The 18,044-nt window shown below is 62.4% G+C and carries 15 protein-coding genes; 5 read left to right on the forward strand and 10 right to left on the reverse strand.

Annotated elements, in window-relative coordinates; genetic code table 11:
- Positions 1 to 60 precede the first annotated feature (60 nt).
- The 4 genes from FAA86_RS00060 to FAA86_RS00075 are packed head-to-tail and all read left to right on the forward strand — an operon-like array spanning position 61 to position 4,426.
- The gene (locus FAA86_RS00060) at positions 61 to 1,008 is read left to right on the forward strand and encodes an ABC transporter permease (protein ID WP_136537816.1); all 948 of its coding nucleotides are present in this window, start codon (positions 61 to 63) and stop codon (positions 1,006 to 1,008) included.
- Positions 1,005 to 2,804: a dipeptide/oligopeptide/nickel ABC transporter permease/ATP-binding protein gene (locus tag FAA86_RS00065; RefSeq protein WP_136537817.1), complete on the forward strand. Its 1,800-nt coding sequence runs from the start codon at positions 1,005 to 1,007 to the stop codon at positions 2,802 to 2,804. The genes FAA86_RS00060 and FAA86_RS00065 overlap by 4 nt, the downstream gene beginning before the upstream one ends.
- Positions 2,801 to 3,598: an ATP-binding cassette domain-containing protein gene (locus tag FAA86_RS00070; protein WP_136537818.1), complete on the forward strand. Its 798-nt coding sequence runs from the start codon at positions 2,801 to 2,803 to the stop codon at positions 3,596 to 3,598. The genes FAA86_RS00065 and FAA86_RS00070 overlap by 4 nt, the downstream gene beginning before the upstream one ends.
- 15 nt (positions 3,599 to 3,613) lie before the next feature.
- Entirely contained in the window at positions 3,614 to 4,426 is an 813-nt protein-coding gene (locus FAA86_RS00075) for a FadR/GntR family transcriptional regulator (protein WP_167494864.1), read from the forward strand.
- A 219-nt stretch (positions 4,427 to 4,645) separates the two neighbouring features.
- Here the strand turns inward: FAA86_RS00075 and FAA86_RS00085 are convergent, their stop codons facing one another.
- The 3 genes from FAA86_RS00085 to FAA86_RS00095 are packed head-to-tail and all read right to left on the reverse strand — an operon-like array spanning position 4,646 to position 9,851.
- Positions 4,646 to 7,693, reverse strand: coding sequence for an efflux RND transporter permease subunit (locus FAA86_RS00085; protein ID WP_136537820.1), 3,048 nt, complete (start codon positions 7,691 to 7,693; stop codon positions 4,646 to 4,648).
- A complete protein-coding gene (locus FAA86_RS00090; protein ID WP_136537821.1) occupies positions 7,690 to 8,775 on the reverse strand; it encodes an efflux RND transporter periplasmic adaptor subunit in 1,086 nt (361 codons plus the stop codon). The genes FAA86_RS00085 and FAA86_RS00090 overlap by 4 nt, the downstream gene beginning before the upstream one ends.
- Entirely contained in the window at positions 8,772 to 9,851 is a 1,080-nt protein-coding gene (locus FAA86_RS00095; RefSeq protein ID WP_136537822.1) for an efflux RND transporter periplasmic adaptor subunit, read from the reverse strand. The genes FAA86_RS00090 and FAA86_RS00095 overlap by 4 nt, the downstream gene beginning before the upstream one ends.
- Before the next feature lie 93 nt (positions 9,852 to 9,944).
- Between FAA86_RS00095 and FAA86_RS00100 the strand changes: the two genes are divergently transcribed.
- A complete protein-coding gene (locus FAA86_RS00100; protein WP_136537823.1) occupies positions 9,945 to 10,592 on the forward strand; it encodes a TetR/AcrR family transcriptional regulator in 648 nt (215 codons plus the stop codon).
- Positions 10,593 to 10,595: 3 nt separating this feature from the next.
- Here FAA86_RS00100 and FAA86_RS00105 read toward each other — a convergent pair whose 3' ends face one another.
- From FAA86_RS00105 to FAA86_RS00135, 7 genes are all read right to left on the reverse strand, one after another.
- The gene (locus FAA86_RS00105; RefSeq protein ID WP_136537824.1) at positions 10,596 to 11,480 is read right to left on the reverse strand and encodes an intradiol ring-cleavage dioxygenase; all 885 of its coding nucleotides are present in this window, start codon (positions 11,478 to 11,480) and stop codon (positions 10,596 to 10,598) included.
- A 9-nt stretch (positions 11,481 to 11,489) separates the two neighbouring features.
- On the reverse strand, positions 11,490 to 13,244 hold the full coding sequence (locus FAA86_RS00110; protein ID WP_136537825.1) for an FAD-dependent oxidoreductase: 1,755 nt from the start codon (positions 13,242 to 13,244) through the stop codon (positions 11,490 to 11,492).
- Positions 13,237 to 14,352, reverse strand: coding sequence for a branched-chain amino acid ABC transporter permease (locus FAA86_RS00115; RefSeq protein ID WP_136537826.1), 1,116 nt, complete (start codon positions 14,350 to 14,352; stop codon positions 13,237 to 13,239). The genes FAA86_RS00110 and FAA86_RS00115 overlap by 8 nt, the downstream gene beginning before the upstream one ends.
- A gap of 7 nt (positions 14,353 to 14,359) precedes the next feature.
- Positions 14,360 to 15,223: a branched-chain amino acid ABC transporter permease gene (locus FAA86_RS00120; RefSeq protein WP_136537827.1), complete on the reverse strand. Its 864-nt coding sequence runs from the start codon at positions 15,221 to 15,223 to the stop codon at positions 14,360 to 14,362.
- Positions 15,210 to 15,929 carry an ABC transporter ATP-binding protein gene (locus FAA86_RS00125; RefSeq protein WP_136537828.1) on the reverse strand — a complete coding sequence of 240 codons (720 nt, stop codon included), beginning with the start codon at positions 15,927 to 15,929 and terminating at the stop codon, positions 15,210 to 15,212. The genes FAA86_RS00120 and FAA86_RS00125 overlap by 14 nt, the downstream gene beginning before the upstream one ends.
- Positions 15,930 to 15,931: 2 nt before the next feature.
- Entirely contained in the window at positions 15,932 to 16,651 is a 720-nt protein-coding gene (locus FAA86_RS00130; protein ID WP_136537829.1) for an ABC transporter ATP-binding protein, read from the reverse strand.
- 68 nt (positions 16,652 to 16,719) lie between these two features.
- Positions 16,720 to 18,000, reverse strand: coding sequence for an ABC transporter substrate-binding protein (locus FAA86_RS00135; protein WP_136537830.1), 1,281 nt, complete (start codon positions 17,998 to 18,000; stop codon positions 16,720 to 16,722).
- Between the last annotated feature and the right edge of the window lie 44 nt (positions 18,001 to 18,044).

Below are 18,044 nucleotides of genomic sequence, written 5' to 3' on the forward strand. Positions count from 1 at the left end.
AGTGCCGGTGCAGATGATCCAAGGTCGTCTGCGCCAGCCAAATACCTTTCGGAGGTGAATGTGACGGGGTATATTCTCAAACGCCTGGCAGCACTCGTGCCCGTGCTCTTCGGGCTCTCCATCATCGTGTTTCTGGTGATGGCGCTGATCCCCGGCGATACGGCGACAGCCATTCTTGGCGCCTATGCGACGCCGGACAATGCCGAGCGCATCAACCGGGAGCTCGGGCTCGACAAGCCGCTGGTCCAGCAATACCTGATCTGGATGAGCAATGTCCTGCAGGGTGACTTCGGCAGGTCCTATGCCTTGAACCGTCCCGTGCTGGACGAAGTGCTCGACCGCTTCGGGGCGACATTGGTTCTCGCCGGTGTCGCACTCGTCCTCTGCACGGTCATCGGCCTCATTGCCGGTGTCGTCTCCGCTGTCAGGCAGTTCGGCTGGGCGGATCGGGCAATCACCTTCTTCGTGCTCGCTGGCATCTCAATGCCCTCCTTCTGGCTCGGGCTCCTGCTGATCTACCTCTTTGCCGTCCATTGGCGCATGCTGCCTGCCTCCGGCATGTATGCTGTCTATGGTGGTGGCGACCTTCAGGATCTTCTCCTGCATCTCATTCTTCCTGCCGTGACGCTTGCCGTCGTTGCTGCCGGGGTCATCGCGCGACTGACACGGGCCGCCATGCTGGAGGTTCTTCGGCAGGACTATGTGCGCACGGCCCGCGCCAAGGGCCTCGCCGAACGGCGGGTGATCTATGGCCATGCCTTCCGGGCTGCTCTGGTCAGCATCATCCCTGTTATCGGCATCCAATCCGGCTTCGTGCTCGGGGGCGCCGTCTACATCGAGACGGTGTTCCAGTGGCCCGGAATCGGCGCCATGCTGGTCAAGGCAATCGCCAGCCGTGACATCCTGCTCGTCCAAGGCGGCGTCCTCGTGGTCGCGACAAGCTACGTGCTCTTCAACCTCGTGGCCGATGTGCTGCAATCCATGCTCGACCCAAGGATACGCACGTGACTCCAGTTTCAGAGACATCCGCGCCTTCCGCCGCTTCCGGTCGGATCACCTCCTGGCGCCTTCTTCTCAACAATCGCTTAGCGGCAGCAGGTCTCCTGCTGATCGGTCTGATCGCCGTTCTGATCCTGCTCGTCCCGGTCCTGCCCTTGCCGGACCCTGATGCCACTGCGCCGGCGGACAGACTGAAGCCGGTCTTCAGTGCCGGCCATCTGTTGGGCACGGACCAGCTTGGACGCGACATCTTGAGCCGGCTCCTCTGGGGGACGCGCCTCTCAGTGACGGTCGGCTTCACGGCGACGCTCATCGCGGCGCTTCTCGGGTCCGCCATCGGCATCGTCGCCGGCTATGTCGGCGGGCGCACCGACAATGCCATCATGCGCGGCATCGATATGTTGATGGCATTTCCATACATCCTGCTTGCGCTGGCGATCGTCGCCGCTTTGGGTCCGGGCCTGATGAACGCGCTTTATGCGATCGCCATCGTCAACATCCCCTTCTTTGCACGTAACGTGCGCGGCGTGACGCTCGGCTACGCCCATCGGGAATTCGTCGACGCGGCGCGCCTCTCCGGCAAGGGGCACCTTTCTGTGATGTTCACCGAGGTGCTGCCGAATGTTGCGCCCGTCATCGTCATCACCATGTCGACAACGGCCGGCTGGATGATCCTGGAGACGGCGGGCTTGAGCTTTCTCGGCCTCGGCGCACAGCCGCCGCAGGCCGATCTCGGGTCGATGCTGGGCGAGGGCAGGGCGCAGCTCTTCACCGCACCGCATGTCTCGATCGTGCCTGGCGTGATGATTTTCCTCATCGTCATCAGCCTGAACGTGCTGGGCGACGGCATTCGCGACATCCTCGATCCGCGGCTCCGTTCCGGCGCGCTCGCGCGTCCCGGACCCGTGACGGAAGTCGCAGCCGATCGCTCGATCCCGGCTCGCTCGCAGAGCGATGCGGTCGTTTGCATCGAAGGCTTGGAGACAGTTTTCCGCAACGGTTCTGAGATCTCTCCTGCCGTGAACGGGGTCTCTCTCCATGTGAAGCGAGGCGAGTGTCTCGGTCTGATCGGCGAGAGCGGATCTGGCAAGAGTGTCACGGCTCTGTCCGTCATGGGACTGGTCGCCTCGCCACCCGGCGTCATTCGCAACGGGGCGATCTATGTCGGTGACGAAGACGTTCTTTCGATCCCGCAAACACGGTTGATCTCCCTGCGCGGCAGCCGCGTTGCCTATGTCTTCCAGGATCCGCTGACAACTCTGCATCCGATGTATCCCGTGGGGCGGCAGGTCGAAGAGGCGATTGCTGCGCACCAGTCGCTCGGGGCGTCCGAACGCCGCGAGAAGGCGATCGCGCTCCTGGAGAAGGTGGGAATACCTGATCCAAGGGAACGGGCGAAGCATTATCCGCACCAGCTGTCCGGCGGTCAGCGGCAGCGCATCGGGATCGCCATGGCACTCGCCAACGATCCTGATGTCATCATCGCAGATGAACCGACCACCGCGCTCGACGTCACCGTTCAGGCGCGGATTCTCGAGCTCCTGCGGGATCTGCAACGCGAACGCGGCATGGCCCTTCTCTTTATCACCCATGACTTTGGTGTGGTCTCGGAGATCTGCGACCGCGTGGCGGTCATGAAGGATGGCGAAATCGTCGAGACGGGGGAGACACGCGCGGTGCTCGCCAACCCTCAGCACGATTACACCAAGCGCCTGATCGCCTGCGTACCCGAGCTTGGCACAGGCGTGGCATTTCTCGACCGGGTCGCCAAGATCTTTCCTCGACAGAAAACGGAGGTGTCATGACAGGTCATGCACTTCAGGTCCGCGAACTGACCAAATCTTTCGGTGGCGGGCGAAGCCTGTTCGGCAAAGAGCGCCATGAGATCAGGGCGGTCAAATCCGTTTCGCTTGACCTCGCACGCGGGGAAACGCTTGCGGTCGTCGGTGAGAGTGGATCGGGCAAGAGCACGCTTGCGCGCATGCTCGTCGGGCTTGAGACGCCGACGTCGGGCAGCATGCTGATCGGCGGCAAGGATGCAGACGCGCTGCGTCGGGAGGGGCCGCGCGCTTTTGGCAAGACGATCCAGTATGTCTTCCAGGATCCGGTCGCCTCCCTCAATCCACGCAAGACGATCGGCAACATCCTGGAGACGCCGCTCAAGCTTCTTTGTGGCTATGAAGCCTCCAGGCGACGCGCGCGGATGCGGGAGCTTCTCGATGCCGTGCAGATGCCGGAAAACACGCTGTCACGGTATCCGCACGAGTTTTCCGGTGGTCAGGCACAGCGGATCGCCATTGCGCGGGCACTGGCGGCAGAGGCGGAAATCCTCGTATTCGACGAGCCGGTCAGCGCGCTTGATGTCGGCGTTCAGGCGCAGGTCTTGCTGCTTCTGAGCGATCTGAAGCAGCGCTTCGGCCTGTCCTATCTCTTCATAAGTCACGACCTCGCCGTGGTCGAGGCAATCTCGGATCGGGTTGCCGTCATGCATTTCGGTGAAATCGTCGAGACGGCACCCGCGGCGAGGCTTTTTGCCGATCCTGAACATGATTATACACGGCAGCTTGTAGCGAGTGCTCCTCGCATCCGGAGAGACTGACCGACGATGACCGACATGAGCGAAAAGGCGGATAAACGGGCCGAGGACGGCAAGCGCCTTTTCACGCCGGCCGGCAAGCCCAAGCGGCGCCCCGAAGCCATCGCCGATCTGATGAAGGATTTCATCCGATCACAGAAGCTCGCGCCCGGTGATCGCCTGCCACAGGAGCGGGAGTTGATCGATCGTTTCAAGGCGGCCAAGGGGACCGTGCGCGAAGCCATGAAGGCGCTGGAAACGCAGGGCCTCATCTTCACGCGCAGCGGTCCGGGCGGCGGAGCTTTTGTTGCCGCGCCGTCCGCGCAGCATGCAATGGAACTCCTCTCCACCCATTTCTTCTTCAGCCCACCGACCCTTTCCGATATCTACGCCATTCGCAAGGCGCTGGAGCCTGAGGTGGCTGCACTCCTTGCCGGGCACGTTTCGGCAGAACAGCTCGCGCTGCTCGAACGGACCATCCGGATCTATGACCATCCTCCGGTTGACCGGGAAGAGCAGTATCGCCAGCGTGTCGCGGAGCTCGACTTCCATTCCCTGCTTGCGCAGTTCAGCCCCAATCCTCTGCTCGGCTTTCTCTGTGGGTTGATGCACAATCTCCTGCGCGAACTGCCGCTTGCGCGGCAGATCTATGCAGACCCTTCGCCCGGCTCGCGGGAAGAGGGCCTGTCCTATCAGTACCGGCTGATGGCTGCGCTGAAGGACGGGCGGGCGGATGACGCGCGCGCGATTGCTGCCGATCACATGGCCTTTGCCGAGGCCTACATGCTCCAGTGTGCGGAGCGACTGCGGTCTGAGCGGCTATCTGAGACGTCAGCTAAGCGTAAGTTTTAGCTTACTCACTTCCTCAATGCGGACAGCATCTTCCTCGCGCCGATCCTGCTTTTCTTCAGTATTTCTTCCAGCTCAACGTCGCCTGGGGCGAAGTGATGGCCTATCTGTCGATCATCACGGTCCCGGTGCTCGTCTTCTACCTCTTCCTGCAGCGCGCCTTCATCTCCAGCATCGCTGCGACGGGATTGAAGGGGTAGAGGGCGGCAACGCACAGCTCGCTCATGCCTCCTCCTCGCGCGGGATCCTGAACCAGGCCACGTAAAGGGCTGGCAGGAAGAGCAGGGTGAGAACGGTGCCGACCACGATGCCGCCCATCATGGCGTAGGCCATCGGGCCCCAGAAGACCTCGCGAGAGATCGGGATGAGGGCCAATGTGGCTGCGGCAGCAGTCAGCATGATCGGGCGCATGCGGTGCTCGGTTGCTTCGACGACGGCGCGCCAGGGCGACATTCCTTCGCTTCTCAGTTGTTCGATCTGGACGACCAGAATGACCGAGTTTCGGATCAAAATACCGACCAGCGCGAGGATGCCAAGGATGGCGACGAAGCCCATCGGCGCGTTGCTGAGCAGCAGCGCGGCCACGACGCCGATCAAGGCTAGCGGAGCGACCGCGAAGACGAGGAACAGTCGGCTGAAGCTCTGAAGCTGGATCATCAGGATGGTTGCCATGGCAAAGAGCATCAGTGGCGCCACCGCAACGATCGGGCCTTGCGATTCGGCACTCGACTCGACCGAACCACCGATTTCCACCGTGTAGCCGACCGGCATTGTCTTGGTGAAGGCGTCCACCTCGGGCTTCAGGTCCTCGACGATGGTTGCCGGCTGGGTGGATCCGATCACGGCCGCTTTCACGGTGATGGTGGGGATCCGATCGCGGCGGGCAATCATCGGCTGTTCGACTTCATAGCGGAACTTCGCAACCGCCGACAGCGGCACGGAATTCCCGCTGGCGCTGGGGAGCTGCAGGTTCTTCAAGGTTTCGATGGCGCCCCGTTCGGAATCCTGCGCGCGGCCGATGACGTCGACGAGGTAGATGTCGTCCCTGACCTTGGTTGCCGTCGAGCCCTCTACTATCCCGTTGAGGCCGGTTGCGATATCGCTGGAGGAAATACCAAGTTGTCGTGCCTTGTCCTGGAGGACGTCAACCTTGACGACGCGCGATGGTTCGTTCCAGTCGAAGGTCATGTTGCTCAGCAGGGGGTGGCTGCCGATGACGCCGCCGAACTCGCGTGCGAGCTTGCGAACCGTCTGGATGTCGGGTCCCGAGACGCGGTACTGCACGGGCTTACCGACCGGAGGACCGATGTCGAGCAGCTTCACAAAGGCGTCGGTGCCCGGAAATGTCTTCGACAGGTAGTCCTGCAGATCGGCGCGCAGCCGGTTTCTCGCTTCGAGATCCTTGGTGACGATGACGACCTGACCCATCCAGGTGGCAGGGGTGGAGACGTCATAGGAGAGGATGAAGCGCGGTGCTCCCTCGCCGACATAGGTCGACCAGTGATCGATATCGGGGTTGCCGACCAGCTTGTCCTGCTCGAATTGCGAGATCTGCCGGTTGGTTTCGGCAATCGTGCTGTTTTGCGGAAGTTCCCAGTCGACGATCAGTTCGACGCGGTCCGATGCCGGGAAGAATTGCTGCTGGACCAGACCCAATCCACCGACAGACATGGCGAAGACCGCGACCGTGGCGACGATCGTGACCCAGCGCCAGCGCATGGCAAGACCGAGCAGCGAGGCGAAGATCGTGGCAAAGCGTCCCTTGGTCTCGTGGTGGGACTTCATGGTTTTCGGCAGGATCGTCACGCCGAGCAGCGGCGTGAACAGCACGGCAACCACCCAGGAGACGATCAGCGAGACAGCGATCACCACGAACAGGGTGAAGGTGAATTCACCGGCGGCGCTGTTGTTCAAACCGATCGGAATGAAGCCGGCGACCGTGACCAGGGTGCCCGTCAGCATCGGGAAGGCGGTGGAGGTGTAGACGTGGGTGGCGGCACTGCGCAGCGTGTCGCCCGCTTCCAGCCGCGAGACCATCATTTCGACCGCGATCATGGCGTCGTCGACCAGGAGGCCGAGGGCAATGATCAGAGCGCCGAGCGAGATGCGCTGCAGGGATATGCCGGTATATTCCATGAAGACGAAGGTAATCGCGAGCACCAGCGGAATGGAGATTGCAACCACCAATCCCGCGCGAACGCCTAGGCTTATGAAGCTGATCGCCAGAACAATCACGATCGCCTCGAAGAGGGCTTTGGTGAAGCCGGAGACCGCTTCTTCGACGACAGCGGGCTGATCCGACACGCGCTCCACGGTCACGCCGATCGGCAGGTCCACGACGACACGGTCGAGTTCGGCGTCAAGCTGTTCTCCGAAAGTCAGGAGGTTTGCGCCCGTCTTCATGCCGATGGCGAGACCGATTGCCGGTTTGCCCTTGAAACGGAAGAGGGATGACGGCGGGTCGACATAACCGCGCTTGATGGTCGCGATATCGGTGAGCGGGAAGAAGCGGTCGTTGACCCTCAGATTGATCGACTTCAGGCTTTCCTCAGAGGTGAACTGGCCGCTGACGCGCAGCGCGATGCGTTCAGCGCCGGCCTCGACGACGCCGGACTGCGTCACCGCATTCTGTGCCTGTAGCGTCTCCAGAATGGATTGTTGATCGATGCCAAGCGCTGCGATCTTCCGGGTTGAGAATTCCAGATAGATCACCTCATCCTGCGCGCCGATGACGTCGATCTTGCCGACATTCGGCACGGTCAGGAGCTTGGCTCTCGCGTCTTCCACGAGGTCCCGCATCTGACGCTGGCTCAGGCCGTCCGAGGTAAAGGCATAGATGTTGCCGTAGACGTCGCCGAAGTTATCGTTGAAGAAGGGGCCGAGAACACCGCTTGGGAGCTCACCCTTGATGTCGTTCACCATGTTGCGGACGCGCACCCAGTTGTCCGTGACCTCGCTGGCCTTCGTCGAGGACAGAAGCTCGACAAAAATGGTGGTCTGGCCGGCCTTGGTGACGCTGCGGGTGTAATCGAGAGCGTCCAGTTCCTGCAGCTTCTTTTCGATCCGGTCCGTTACCTGCAGCGTCACCTCCTCTGCGGAGGCGCCGGGCCATTGGGCGTTGATGATCATGGTCTTGATCGTAAACGCGGGATCTTCCTCGCGGCCGAGATTGATGTAGGACAGGGTCCCTGCCACCACGAAGATCAGCATAAAATACCAGACGAGAGAACGGTGCTCGAGCGCCCAATCCGAGAGGTTGAAGGATTTCACTTGGTCATCTCCTGATCGACGCGGATGGTCTGGCCTTCTTCAAGACTGTTGACGCCTGCGGTGACGACGCGATCACCGGCTTCGACGCCCGAAATGACGGCGACGCTGCCGCCGGACGACGGGTCTCCGTCGATGGTCACGGTGCGCGAGGTGACCGTGCTTGAGGTCTCATCGACAATCCAGACGAGGGTGCCTCCCTCGCCGGTCTTGATTGCCGAGCCAGGCAGGCGAATGACGGGTGTGCTGCGATCGCTGCTGGTGGCAGTGATGACGGAACCAAGCCGCATGACCTCCGGCGGATCGATCAGTGCCAGTTTCGTGCGATAGGTGCGCGTGATCGCATCGGCCTGCGGAGCGATTTCGCGGACAATCGCCTGTGCGCGCACCGTCGGATCAAGTTGCAAGGCAACCTCGAACGGGGCACCGGGTTTCAGGTTTGCGCCAATTGCTTCGGGAACGTCGATGACGGCGTCGCGCACTTCCGGACGAGCCACCGTGGCGATCGCCTGACCTGCCGCAACCACCTGGCCGATTTCTGCTGATGTCGAGGTGACCACGCCGTCGAATTCTGCCACGAGGCGGGAATATCCCAACTGTTCTTGCGCCTTGCTGAGATTGGCCTTTGCCTTGGCGACGGCGGCCTCAGCCGTCTTGCGCTCCAGTTCCGCCGTCTCATAGGCGGCTTTCGCGCCCGACTGTCTTTCGAAGAGGGTCTTCTGGCGCTGCTCGGTGGTGATGGCGTTCGCAAGCTGTGCCTCGCTGTTGGCGAGGTCGGACTGCGCGCTCTTGACGGCCAGCTCGAGGGCGAGCGGATCCAGGGCTGCGAGAACGTCACCCTTCTTGACCAGATCGCCGGTGTGGACATTGCGCGCGACGATGCGTCCGAGAATGCGGAAACCGAATTCGGTCTCAACGCGTGCCTCCACCGTGCCTGAAAGAGAAAGGCTCAAGGAGGGCTCGGGCTGGGCGACAACAGAGAGCACCGGACGGGGTGGCAGTTGCGGGCTGTTTTCTTCCTCCTGGCATGCCGCGAGGGTCGTGCCGGCGAGAAGTAGTATGGCGAGCTTGGCTAGTGTTTTCATTGACCGGCTTCCTTCAGTGCCACGACTTCGCCCTCGCTGATGAATTTGGTGCCGTTGGTCACGACAATCTCTCCCGGCGTCACGCCAGAGCGCACCGCAAAGTATCCGCTGCCGTAGGTTTGAACCTCGATTGGTCGGAGAGAGACCTTTGCGCTTTGCGGGTCGACCACCCAGAGGGCGGGTTGGCCGCCGTCTGAAGTGATGGCAGACCAGGGCAGTCTGATCGTCGGCTCCGGCTTGTAACGAGCGATGGCAATCACCGGGCTTCCGAGGCCAGGGGTCGCTCCTTCTTCAACCGCGAACTTGATCCTTATGGTGCCTGTGCTCCTGTCGATCGTTGGAGAGACTTCTCGAAGCGTGCCAGCCATGGGCGCGCCACCGCTCAAGGGCTCGATCTCGACCTTCGGCTCGAACTCCCGGCCCATGCCGAGAAGCAGGGATTCGTCGATGTTGAAGACGGCGTCGCGCGGCCCGTCCTGGGCCAGCGTGAAGACCACCTGGGCAGCCTGTGCGACTTGCCCTACTTCAGCATTGCGCGCGGTGATGATGCCGTCGGCGTCAGCTTTCAGCTCTGTCTGTGCCAGCGTGTCGCGTGCCGTATCCAGTTGCGCTTGCGCAGAAGCAACCGTTGCATTCGCCCGCAGCAGCGCTTCGCGTGCCTCGTCCAGGGCGGCCTGCGTGCTGACGCCCGTGGTGAAGAGGCTGTTCTGGCGGTCGAGCGCCTGCTGCGCCTGCGTCTGCTGTGCCTCTGCCGATTGCAAGGTGGCCTGAGCAACCTGGACGTCGGCCTGCTGTTCTTCTGCGTCGATGCGTGCAAGAACCTGCCCCGCTTCCACCCGGTCGCCCACATCCGCCAGGCGCTCCGTGATCCGTCCACTGACCCGGAACGACAGCTCGGATTGCACACGGGCCTGGATCTCACCGGTGCTGGAAACCGTTTCGGACCATGGCTCTGTCGCGACCGTTACCGTCTCGACAAGCCGAGGAGCCTTCTGAGTGGCCTCATCTGCGGGAGCACAGGCGGCGAGGGCCGTGCAGCAGCAGGTCACAAGGAACAGGGAATTGAGCCGGTGCATGATCGCCTCTTGAACTAAGGAGCCGAAGCGCTATCATTGAATGACTAGAAAGTCAATGAATTGAATTTTGACTATTCCGATGAGGGTGTTTGAATGACGAATGCGCGCAAACTCACCAGAGTCGAGCAGAAAGCGCTGCGGCCGATCCAGATCCTAGATGCAGCCTTTGACGAATTTGTTGCGAACGGCTTCAGCGCCGCGCGTGTGGAGGACATTGCGGACCGGATCGGGGTCACGAAAGGGACCATCTATGTCTACTTTCCGACGAAGGAGGATTTGTTCGCCGCCATGATCCGGCACATCTCCGTGCCGCTCGAAGATCTGTTGAAAGAGGCTGGGGAGCTGAAGGGTTCCCATGAACAGCGCCTGCGGTCCCTGCTTATGCTCGCCTATCAACGCGTTGCTCAGGACAGGCGGTGCCGCGAACTGCTCCGCTTCGTGATCGCCGAGGGGAGCCGGTTCCGAGACGTGATCGATGCACATTTTGCAGAGGTTATAGAGCCGCTCATTCAGCGCACGCAGCTCATTCTCGATGAGGGGATCGTGGCTGGCGAGTTTCGCAAGGCCCCGGCGGCGAACGCCGATATTGTCGTTTCGCCCATCCTGTCCCTGATGATGGACTTGCTGATCCACGACAGCAAGCGCCGCGTGGATCTGCAGGCTTACATGGAAGCCCATCTCGACTTGGTGTTCAACAGCCTGTCGCAGTCGAGGCCTCAAGGAGTGACGGACCAGGCTTGATGATCAAGCCTGGCTGCGCACCAGCACGAAGTCGTGCTTCACTTCCCAGAACTCTTCCGTGAAGCCGTAATCCGCGGCGCGCTTTGCATCCTTGCGACGATCGAATTTCGCGAGCAAGCTCTCCTTGACGCCGAAGACAGCATCAGAATGGATGTAGGGATCATCGGGATCGAAGATATGCGTGACGAGCGTCTCGTATCCCTCTGCCTTGATGATGTAGTGCAGATGCGCCGGGCGGTAGGGATGGCGGCCGAGCTTGCCGAGCAACTGGCCGACCGGGCCGTCATCGGGGATCGGGTAGAATTTCGGCTTCACCGCCCGGAACCAGTAGTGTCCGTCCGGCCCGGTGCGGAAGATGCCGCGCAGGTTGAAATCGGGCTGGATGCCCTTCTGCTGGACATCGTAAAAGCCCTCGTCATTGGCCTGCCAGACATCGATCACGGCATCGGCGATCGGCTTGCCTTCGGTGTCGAGGATGCGGCCTTCGATGACCATGTCCTCGCCCTTGGAATCCAGGCAGATATTGGCGCCCATCGGCAGCTCGGGTGCGTCGGCCACATGGAAGGGGCCGAGGACCGTGCTTTCCGAGGCGCCCGAGGGTTTGCGGTTGTTGACCGCATCGACCAGCATCGAGACGCCGAGCACGTCTGATAGCAGGATGAATTCCTGCCGCCATTCGTTGCACATCTGGCCGGTGCGGGTGAGGAAGAGGATCGCCTCCATCCACTCGTCCTGGGTCGGCTCCAGTTCCTTGACCGCCTCGTGCAGCTTGCGGGTGATGACCTCCATCACCTGCTTGAGACGATCGTCCCCGGCGTTGGCATTGCGACCTGTGACGACCTCGACGGAGGTTTCCTCAGTGAAGTAGCCCTTCTCGTGCGCTTCCATGATCGCTCCTCACCGGTCCAGAATGGTTTTCAGGACGCGCCGCAGCTCGCTTTCGGGGTCCTTGACGGCGGCTTCCGCGCGCCAGGCGACGTGGTGGTCCGGGCGCACAAGAAGCGCGCCAGAATCGCGGATCTCGCGGGCGCGGGCCCAATCGCCGGAAAAGTCCTGCCAGGTCTGGCGGGGGCCGATCTTGTGAACCGTGATCGGCAGGCCAAACTCCTTCGACAGAGACTTCGCGGCCGCCACCCAGCCATCGCCCCCGATGCCGGTGAGAACGGTGAAGACGCCATGGCCGGTCAGATCAAGGCTGGAGACCTTTTCGCCTTCCGGCCCGAAAAGCCAGACATGCGGCAGGCGGGCGCCGGGCCAGGTAGTCGGCTGGTAGTGCAGTTCGGCATCCTTCTCGAAGGCCGGTTCCGGCTGCCCGTCGGTGACGATCGCGCCGGACTTGTAGCGCTGATTCATCTCAACGCCATGGGCGTCGAACTCGTAGACCTTGTGGGCAATCGCCTGGCGGATCGCCTCACGCTGTTTTTCCGCATCGTCCGTGTCGTTGCAGCGGGCGTCCATGTTCTCCTGCATCTTTACCGGATCGACGGAGTCGAGCAGGCCGAGCGCCTTGAAAATCGGGCCGAATTCCTCGATCGACTTGTTGGCGCGGGTGACGATCTGCTTGGCGACCGGTGCGCGTTCGGCCTGGTAGCTTTCGAGCAGGCCCATGCCGGCCTGGCCTCTGATAACGGCGGCGAGCTTCCAGGCAAGATTGAAGGCATCCTGGATCGAGGTATTGGATCCCAAGCCGTTCGACGGCGGATGGCGGTGGGTGGCATCGCCCATGCAGAAGACGCGGCCGTTCGACATGGTGGTTGCGTACATGTTGTTGACGGTCCAGGTGGAGACCGACTTGATCTTCGGCTGCAGATCCTGGACGCCGACGAGATCGCGCACGACCTTGGTGGCGAAGGCATCATCGACGGCCGGTGCCGGCTGGTTGATGTCGTAACCCCAGACGATCAGCCACTCGTTCCATGGGCGGACCATGCGGACAAGGCCCATGCCGATGCCGCCGACATCCGCACCCGGCTGCAGCACCCAGTAGAGCACCGAGGGGCGGTGAGCGACGTAGCGCGAGAGGTCGCATTCGAAGAGGATGTTCATCGAACCGGCGACGCCCATCTTGCCTTCGAAGGTAAGGCCCGCATGTTCGGCCACCTTGGAGTTGCCGCCATCGGCGCCGACCAGGAACTTCGAGCGCACGGTGAATTGCTTGCCGGTCAGGCGGTCAAGGCAAGTGGTGGTGACGCCGTCGGCATCCTGCACATGGCTCACATATTCCGTCGACATGCGCGACTGCGCGCCACGCGAGCAGGCCGTCTTGAAGAGCAGCGGCTCCATATAGGTCTGCGGCAGGTCGTTCATCCGGCCGGGCGAGGAGAGGAGGTGTTCGGCGCGCGAGAGCGGATGGTTGCCCCAGCTCTGCATGCGGCCGATTTCTTCGCCGGCGACCGCCGTGCAGAAGACGTTCTGGCCCATCAGGTCTTGCTCGGTCGCGAACATATAGGCTTCGTCTTCGACGTCGCGGCCGAGATCGCGCAGAACCTCCATCGTGCGCTGGTTGGTGATGTGGGCGCGCGGCGTGTTGGCCAGCCAGCGATAGCGGTTGATGACCATTGGCTCGAGGCCGTAGCTCGCGAGCAATGCGGCGGTTGCCGAGCCGGCCGGCCCGGTGCCGATGATCAGGACGTCGGTGGTGATGTCAGCCATGTGGCCCTCCCTTTGTCGTTTGTTCAAGCGATCCGCCTCTCAAGGTGCGACGGACCGGAAAGAGTTCGATGCCGGTGCGGTCGGTGATCAGGCCCCAGATCCCGCGCGGCGCAAACAGCATGGTGATGATGGCAATCGCCCCGAGCAGCAGCAGGTACCAGGACCCGTAGCTCGACAGCGCATTCTGCATCAGGAAGAAGATGATGACGCCGACGATCGGCCCTTCGATGGTGCCGATGCCGCCGATGATGACGATGAACAGCACATAGGCCGTCCAGTCGGTCAGCGAGAAGGCGGCATCGGGTGAGATACGGGCCTTCTGCAGATAGATGATCGCGCCGACGATGCCGGTGATGAAGGCGGTCGAGAGGTAGATCACGAGCTTCAGTCGGAGGGCATCGACTCCGAGAGCACGGGCGGCCGTCTCGTTGTCGCGGACGGCAGCAAGGCCCAAGCCCTGCTTGGAGCGTAGCAGGCGATAGACAAAGCCGATGGTCAGGACGAGAACCACCAATGCTAGCCAGAAGGCGACGGCGTCGGCTGCGGCTGCGGCCCGCATGCCGAACCAGTCTTCAAGCAGGGCGACGCCGAACATGTCGCGCGTTGCCTCGCGCGGGAGCGACGTACCAGTGCCGCCGCCAAGCGCCTTCCACTGGGCAAAGAGCAGCCGGCCCACTTCGGCGATGACCCAGGTGCCGATGGCAAAATACGGACCGTAGAGGCGGAAGGCAAAGAACGCCGTCGGTATCGAGACCAGCACTGCGAAGAGGCCGGCCAGCGGTATGGCCAGGATCGGGTCGAGGCCGAGAAGGATGACGAAGCCGAAGAGGGCATAGGCACCGCAGCCGACGAAGAGCTGCTGGCCGACGGAAATCAGCCCGGCGTAGCCGGCAAGCAGGTTCCAGCTTTGGGCGAGGGCCAGCATGGTCAGGATAAAGAAGAGGTCCTGCACCACGCCGCGCGAGACGACGAAGGGGGCGGCTGCCAGGAGCAGCACGAAGAGGATGGCTGCGATTGAAAACAGCGTGGAGAGGCGGGTGCGGGTTTCGACCCGCCAGGAAGGCGTCGGGCGCATGACGTTCGACAGGATGTCTCGGTTCGGGGTCATCGTCACCTCAATCGACAGCGCGCGGGAAGAGACCCCGCGGGCGGAACAGCAGGACCAGCAGGAAGGCGATATGGCCCGAGAGGATCTGCCATTCCGGGTTGATAGCGGCTCCGAACGTTTGTGCGACACCCAGAATGATGCCCCCGGCAAGCGTGCCCCAGAGTGAGCCGAGGCCGCCGATGATAACGGCTTCGAAGGCGTAGATCAGGCGTGCCGGACCGGCGGTCGGATCGAAATTGGCGCGGGTGCCGAGATAAAGCGCGGCGATCGTGACGATCACCATGGCAAGGCCTGTTGCGATGGCAAAGATCTGGTTCGGACGGATGCCCATCAGGCCGGCCGTCACCACGTCGTCGGAAGTTGCGCGGAAGGCACGGCCCAGCGCCGTCTTGTAGATCAGCTGGTTGAGACCGACGATGACCAGGATCGCTGAGGTGAAGGTCAGCAGCGGCATGACGCCGGCATTGATGCCACCGAGCGAGAGCGATGCCTGCTCCAGGGCGCCAGCCGGGATGCGCTGGCTGTCCGCGGTAAAGGCTTCGAGCAAGCCGTTCTGGATGACGATCGACAAGCCGAAGGTGACGAGCAGCGGCGGCAGGATGTCCTTGCCGAGTGTGCGGTTCAGCAGGTGATATTGCAGCAGGTAGCCGATCGCGAACATCAGCGGACCGGCGATCAGGGCCGCCAGGAATGGATTGAGCCCGAGCGTCGACACGAGCAGCAGGATGAGGAAGGCGGCAAAGACGATGAGGTCGCCATGGGCGAGATTGACCAGCCGCATGATGCCGAAAACGAGCGACAGGCCGGCGGCGAAGAGGGCGTAGAGCCCGCCGAGCAGGATGCCCTGGAGAATGGTATCAAGCCAGTTCATTGGGCTCCGCTCCGAAATAGGCCGCGTGGATGTCGGCGCGGTCGAGCTCTGCCGGGCGCCCTTCGAGCGTGACCCGACCTTCCATCATGCAATAGACGCGGTCTGCAACCTGCAGCGCTTGGGCGATATCCTGCTCGACGATGACGATGGCGGCACCCGTCTCCCGGATGCGTGGGAAGGCAGCGTAGATGTCCTTGATGACGACGGGGGCGAGGCCGAGGCTCAACTCGTCGCAGAGCAGCACTTCGGGATTCGACATCAGCGCCCGGCCGATGGCAACCATCTGCTGCTGCCCACCGGACAGGGCCGTCGAGGGATTGCGACGGCGCTCCCTCAGGATCGGGAAAAGCTCATAGACTGTTTCGAGCGACCAGGGACCGCTTACCTTTCGGCCGTGGCGACCGACGAGCAGGTTTTCCTCGACCGTCAGCGAGGGGAAAAGCCGGCGGCCTTCCGGCACCAGCGCAATGCCGCGGGCCATGACGTCGGGGGCGGCGAGCGCGCCGATCGGTTCGTTCTTGTGGCGGATCGCATCCGGTTGGTTGCGCAGGACACCCGCAATGGATCGCATCAGTGTCGATTTGCCCGCGCCATTGGCGCCGATCACGGCAATCGTCTCCCCGGGATTGAGGACGAGGTCGACGCCGAACAGGGCCTGGAAGTCGCCGTAGAAGGCGGTGAGGTTCTTCGTTTCGATGAGGCTCACGGTCAGACCTCCATGCCCAGATAGATTTCGCGCACCTCGCGCGAATTCATGATGGTCTGCGGATCGCCATGGCCGATGACCCGTCCGAAGTTCAGGACGAGGATTTTCTCCGCGACCGCGTTCAACGCATGCAACACGTGCTCGATCCAGATGATAGCCATGCCGCGCTGATGCACGCGCTTGATCGTGGCGACCAGCTGACGACACTCGCCTTCGGTCAGCCCGCCGGCAATCTCGTCGAGCAACAAAAGCTTGGGCCTGGTGGCTAGAGCCCGAGCGAGTTCCAGCCGTTTGCGCTCGAGCAGAGTGAGGCTGCCTGCCGGGCGGTTGGCCTTGGCGATGAGGCCGGTCTCTACGAGGATCTCGGCGCAGAACTCGGCGACGTCGGCTTCGCTGCTTTCGCTGCCGAAGGCGCCGGCGACGAGCAGGTTCTCGTAGACCGTCAGCCGCTCAAAAGGCTGGGGGATCTGGAAGGTGCGGCCCATGCCGGCGAAACAGCGCTGCATCGGCGGGACATTCGTCACGTTGCGACCATCGAAATGGACAGTGCCCCTGGCGACGGAGAGGTTGCCGGTGATCAGATTGAACAGCGTCGACTTGCCGGCGCCATTCGGTCCGATGACGCCGAGCGCCTCGCCTGCTTCGACGGAAAACGAGATATCCTCGGCGACCACGAGGGCCCCGAAGGACTTCGACACACCATTCAGTTCCAGGATCGGCATGGACACTCCTCCGTCAGGCTTGCGGCGCCCGCAAGGACGGGGCACCGCAGCCACATGCTTCACAGGGTTCAGCTCAGCGCTTCCATCTTGCCGCCGAGCGGGATGTTCGGCGCCTGTCCGTTTTCGACGACGACCAGATCGTAACCGCCGCCGGATTTGAGCCGCCACTGGCCACCGACAAGCGGGGTCTTGGCGACGTTTTTCTGGGCGAAAGGCGGCAGGTTGGCGTTGTTCCAGGCGATCGGGCCGACCAGCGTGTCGAGCTTGGTTTCGCCGATGGCCTTGGCTACCGCATCGCCGTCCGTCACGTCCTCCGCACGCTTCATGACGTCGACCGCCAGTTCGAACAGCGCATGGGCAAAGCCGATCGGCTGTGTCCAGGGGCGACCGGTCGCGGTTGTGAAGGCCGTTGCCACATCGGCAGCTGTCTCGCCTGTCAGCGAGGACTTGAAAGGATGAGACGGCGTCCACCAGACTTCGGTCGAGAGGTTGTGGCCGGCATCGCCCAGGGCTTCGACAGTCTGCGGGAAGAGCAGCGCCTTGCCGATCGAGGCGATCTTGGGTTTGAGGCCCTGCTGCTTGGCCTGGTTCCAGAAGGTGGTGAGGTCAGGCGGGATCATCACGCCGGTCAGGATCTCTGTCTCGGCCTGTTTGAAGGCGTTGATCTGGGCAGAGAAATCGTCCGTCAGGTTCTGGTAGCGGCCGGTGTCGGTCAGGCCATAGTCGAGCTTCTCAAGCACCGGCGGGAAACCGACCACCTTGTCACCCCAGGCATTGCCGTCGCCATCGTTCGGGAAGAGACCGCCGACCTTTTTATTGGTTTCGATCTGGCCCCACATGCCGGTGAAGACGGCGATGATGTCCTCAAGACCCCAGAAGAAGTGATAGGCGTAGTTGAAGGGCTTCCAGCTTGCGGGATCGCCGGGATTGCCCTGCTGGCCGATGAACCAGGGCTGCCAGGGGGCAACCGTGGACAGGCAGGGGATCTGCTCGGCTTCGCAGGTGGTTGAGACCGGATTGGTGGTTTCCGGCGTCGAGGAGACGAGCATCAAGTTGATTTCGTCGTCGACGATCAGTTCCTTGGCGACTTCGGCGGCGCGGTTCGGATTGGACTGGCTGTCCTTGACCACGACCTCGTAGTTCAGGCCCATCTTCTTCGTCGTGGCGAGGAAGCTGTCGATGACGAATTTGTCGGCTTCACCGAAGGCAGCGAGCGGCCCGGTCTGCGGGCTGACATAGCCGAGTTTCACCGCCGCTGACTGCGCAATCGCAGGGGCCGCAAGGCCCGAGGTCGCCAGCACGGCGCCGCCGGCTGCCGTCGTCTGCAAGAATTTGCGTCGCGTAATCATGTTTCCTCCCATCATCGTCTCTCCTCCCAAAGAGCGCGCAGCGC

This window comes from Rhizobium rosettiformans W3, assembly GCF_004912135.1.
GTDB lineage: Bacteria > Pseudomonadota > Alphaproteobacteria > Rhizobiales > Rhizobiaceae > Allorhizobium > Allorhizobium rosettiformans.

Coding starts and splice junctions, on each gene's coding strand:
- FAA86_RS00070 (WP_136537818.1), top strand. CDS start 2,801: ATGACAGGTCATGCACTTCAGGTCCGCGAACTGACCAAATCTTTCGGT.
- FAA86_RS00075 (WP_167494864.1), top strand. CDS start 3,614: ATGAGCGAAAAGGCGGATAAACGGGCCGAGGACGGCAAGCGCCTTTTC.
- FAA86_RS00090 (WP_136537821.1), bottom strand. CDS start 8,775: ATGAAAACACTAGCCAAGCTCGCCATACTACTTCTCGCCGGCACGACC.
- FAA86_RS00095 (WP_136537822.1), bottom strand. CDS start 9,851: ATGCACCGGCTCAATTCCCTGTTCCTTGTGACCTGCTGCTGCACGGCC.
- FAA86_RS00100 (WP_136537823.1), top strand. CDS start 9,945: ATGACGAATGCGCGCAAACTCACCAGAGTCGAGCAGAAAGCGCTGCGG.
- FAA86_RS00105 (WP_136537824.1), bottom strand. CDS start 11,480: ATGGAAGCGCACGAGAAGGGCTACTTCACTGAGGAAACCTCCGTCGAG.
- FAA86_RS00110 (WP_136537825.1), bottom strand. CDS start 13,244: ATGGCTGACATCACCACCGACGTCCTGATCATCGGCACCGGGCCGGCC.
- FAA86_RS00115 (WP_136537826.1), bottom strand. CDS start 14,352: ATGACCCCGAACCGAGACATCCTGTCGAACGTCATGCGCCCGACGCCT.
- FAA86_RS00120 (WP_136537827.1), bottom strand. CDS start 15,223: ATGAACTGGCTTGATACCATTCTCCAGGGCATCCTGCTCGGCGGGCTC.
- FAA86_RS00130 (WP_136537829.1), bottom strand. CDS start 16,651: ATGCCGATCCTGGAACTGAATGGTGTGTCGAAGTCCTTCGGGGCCCTC.
- FAA86_RS00135 (WP_136537830.1), bottom strand. CDS start 18,000: ATGATTACGCGACGCAAATTCTTGCAGACGACGGCAGCCGGCGGCGCC.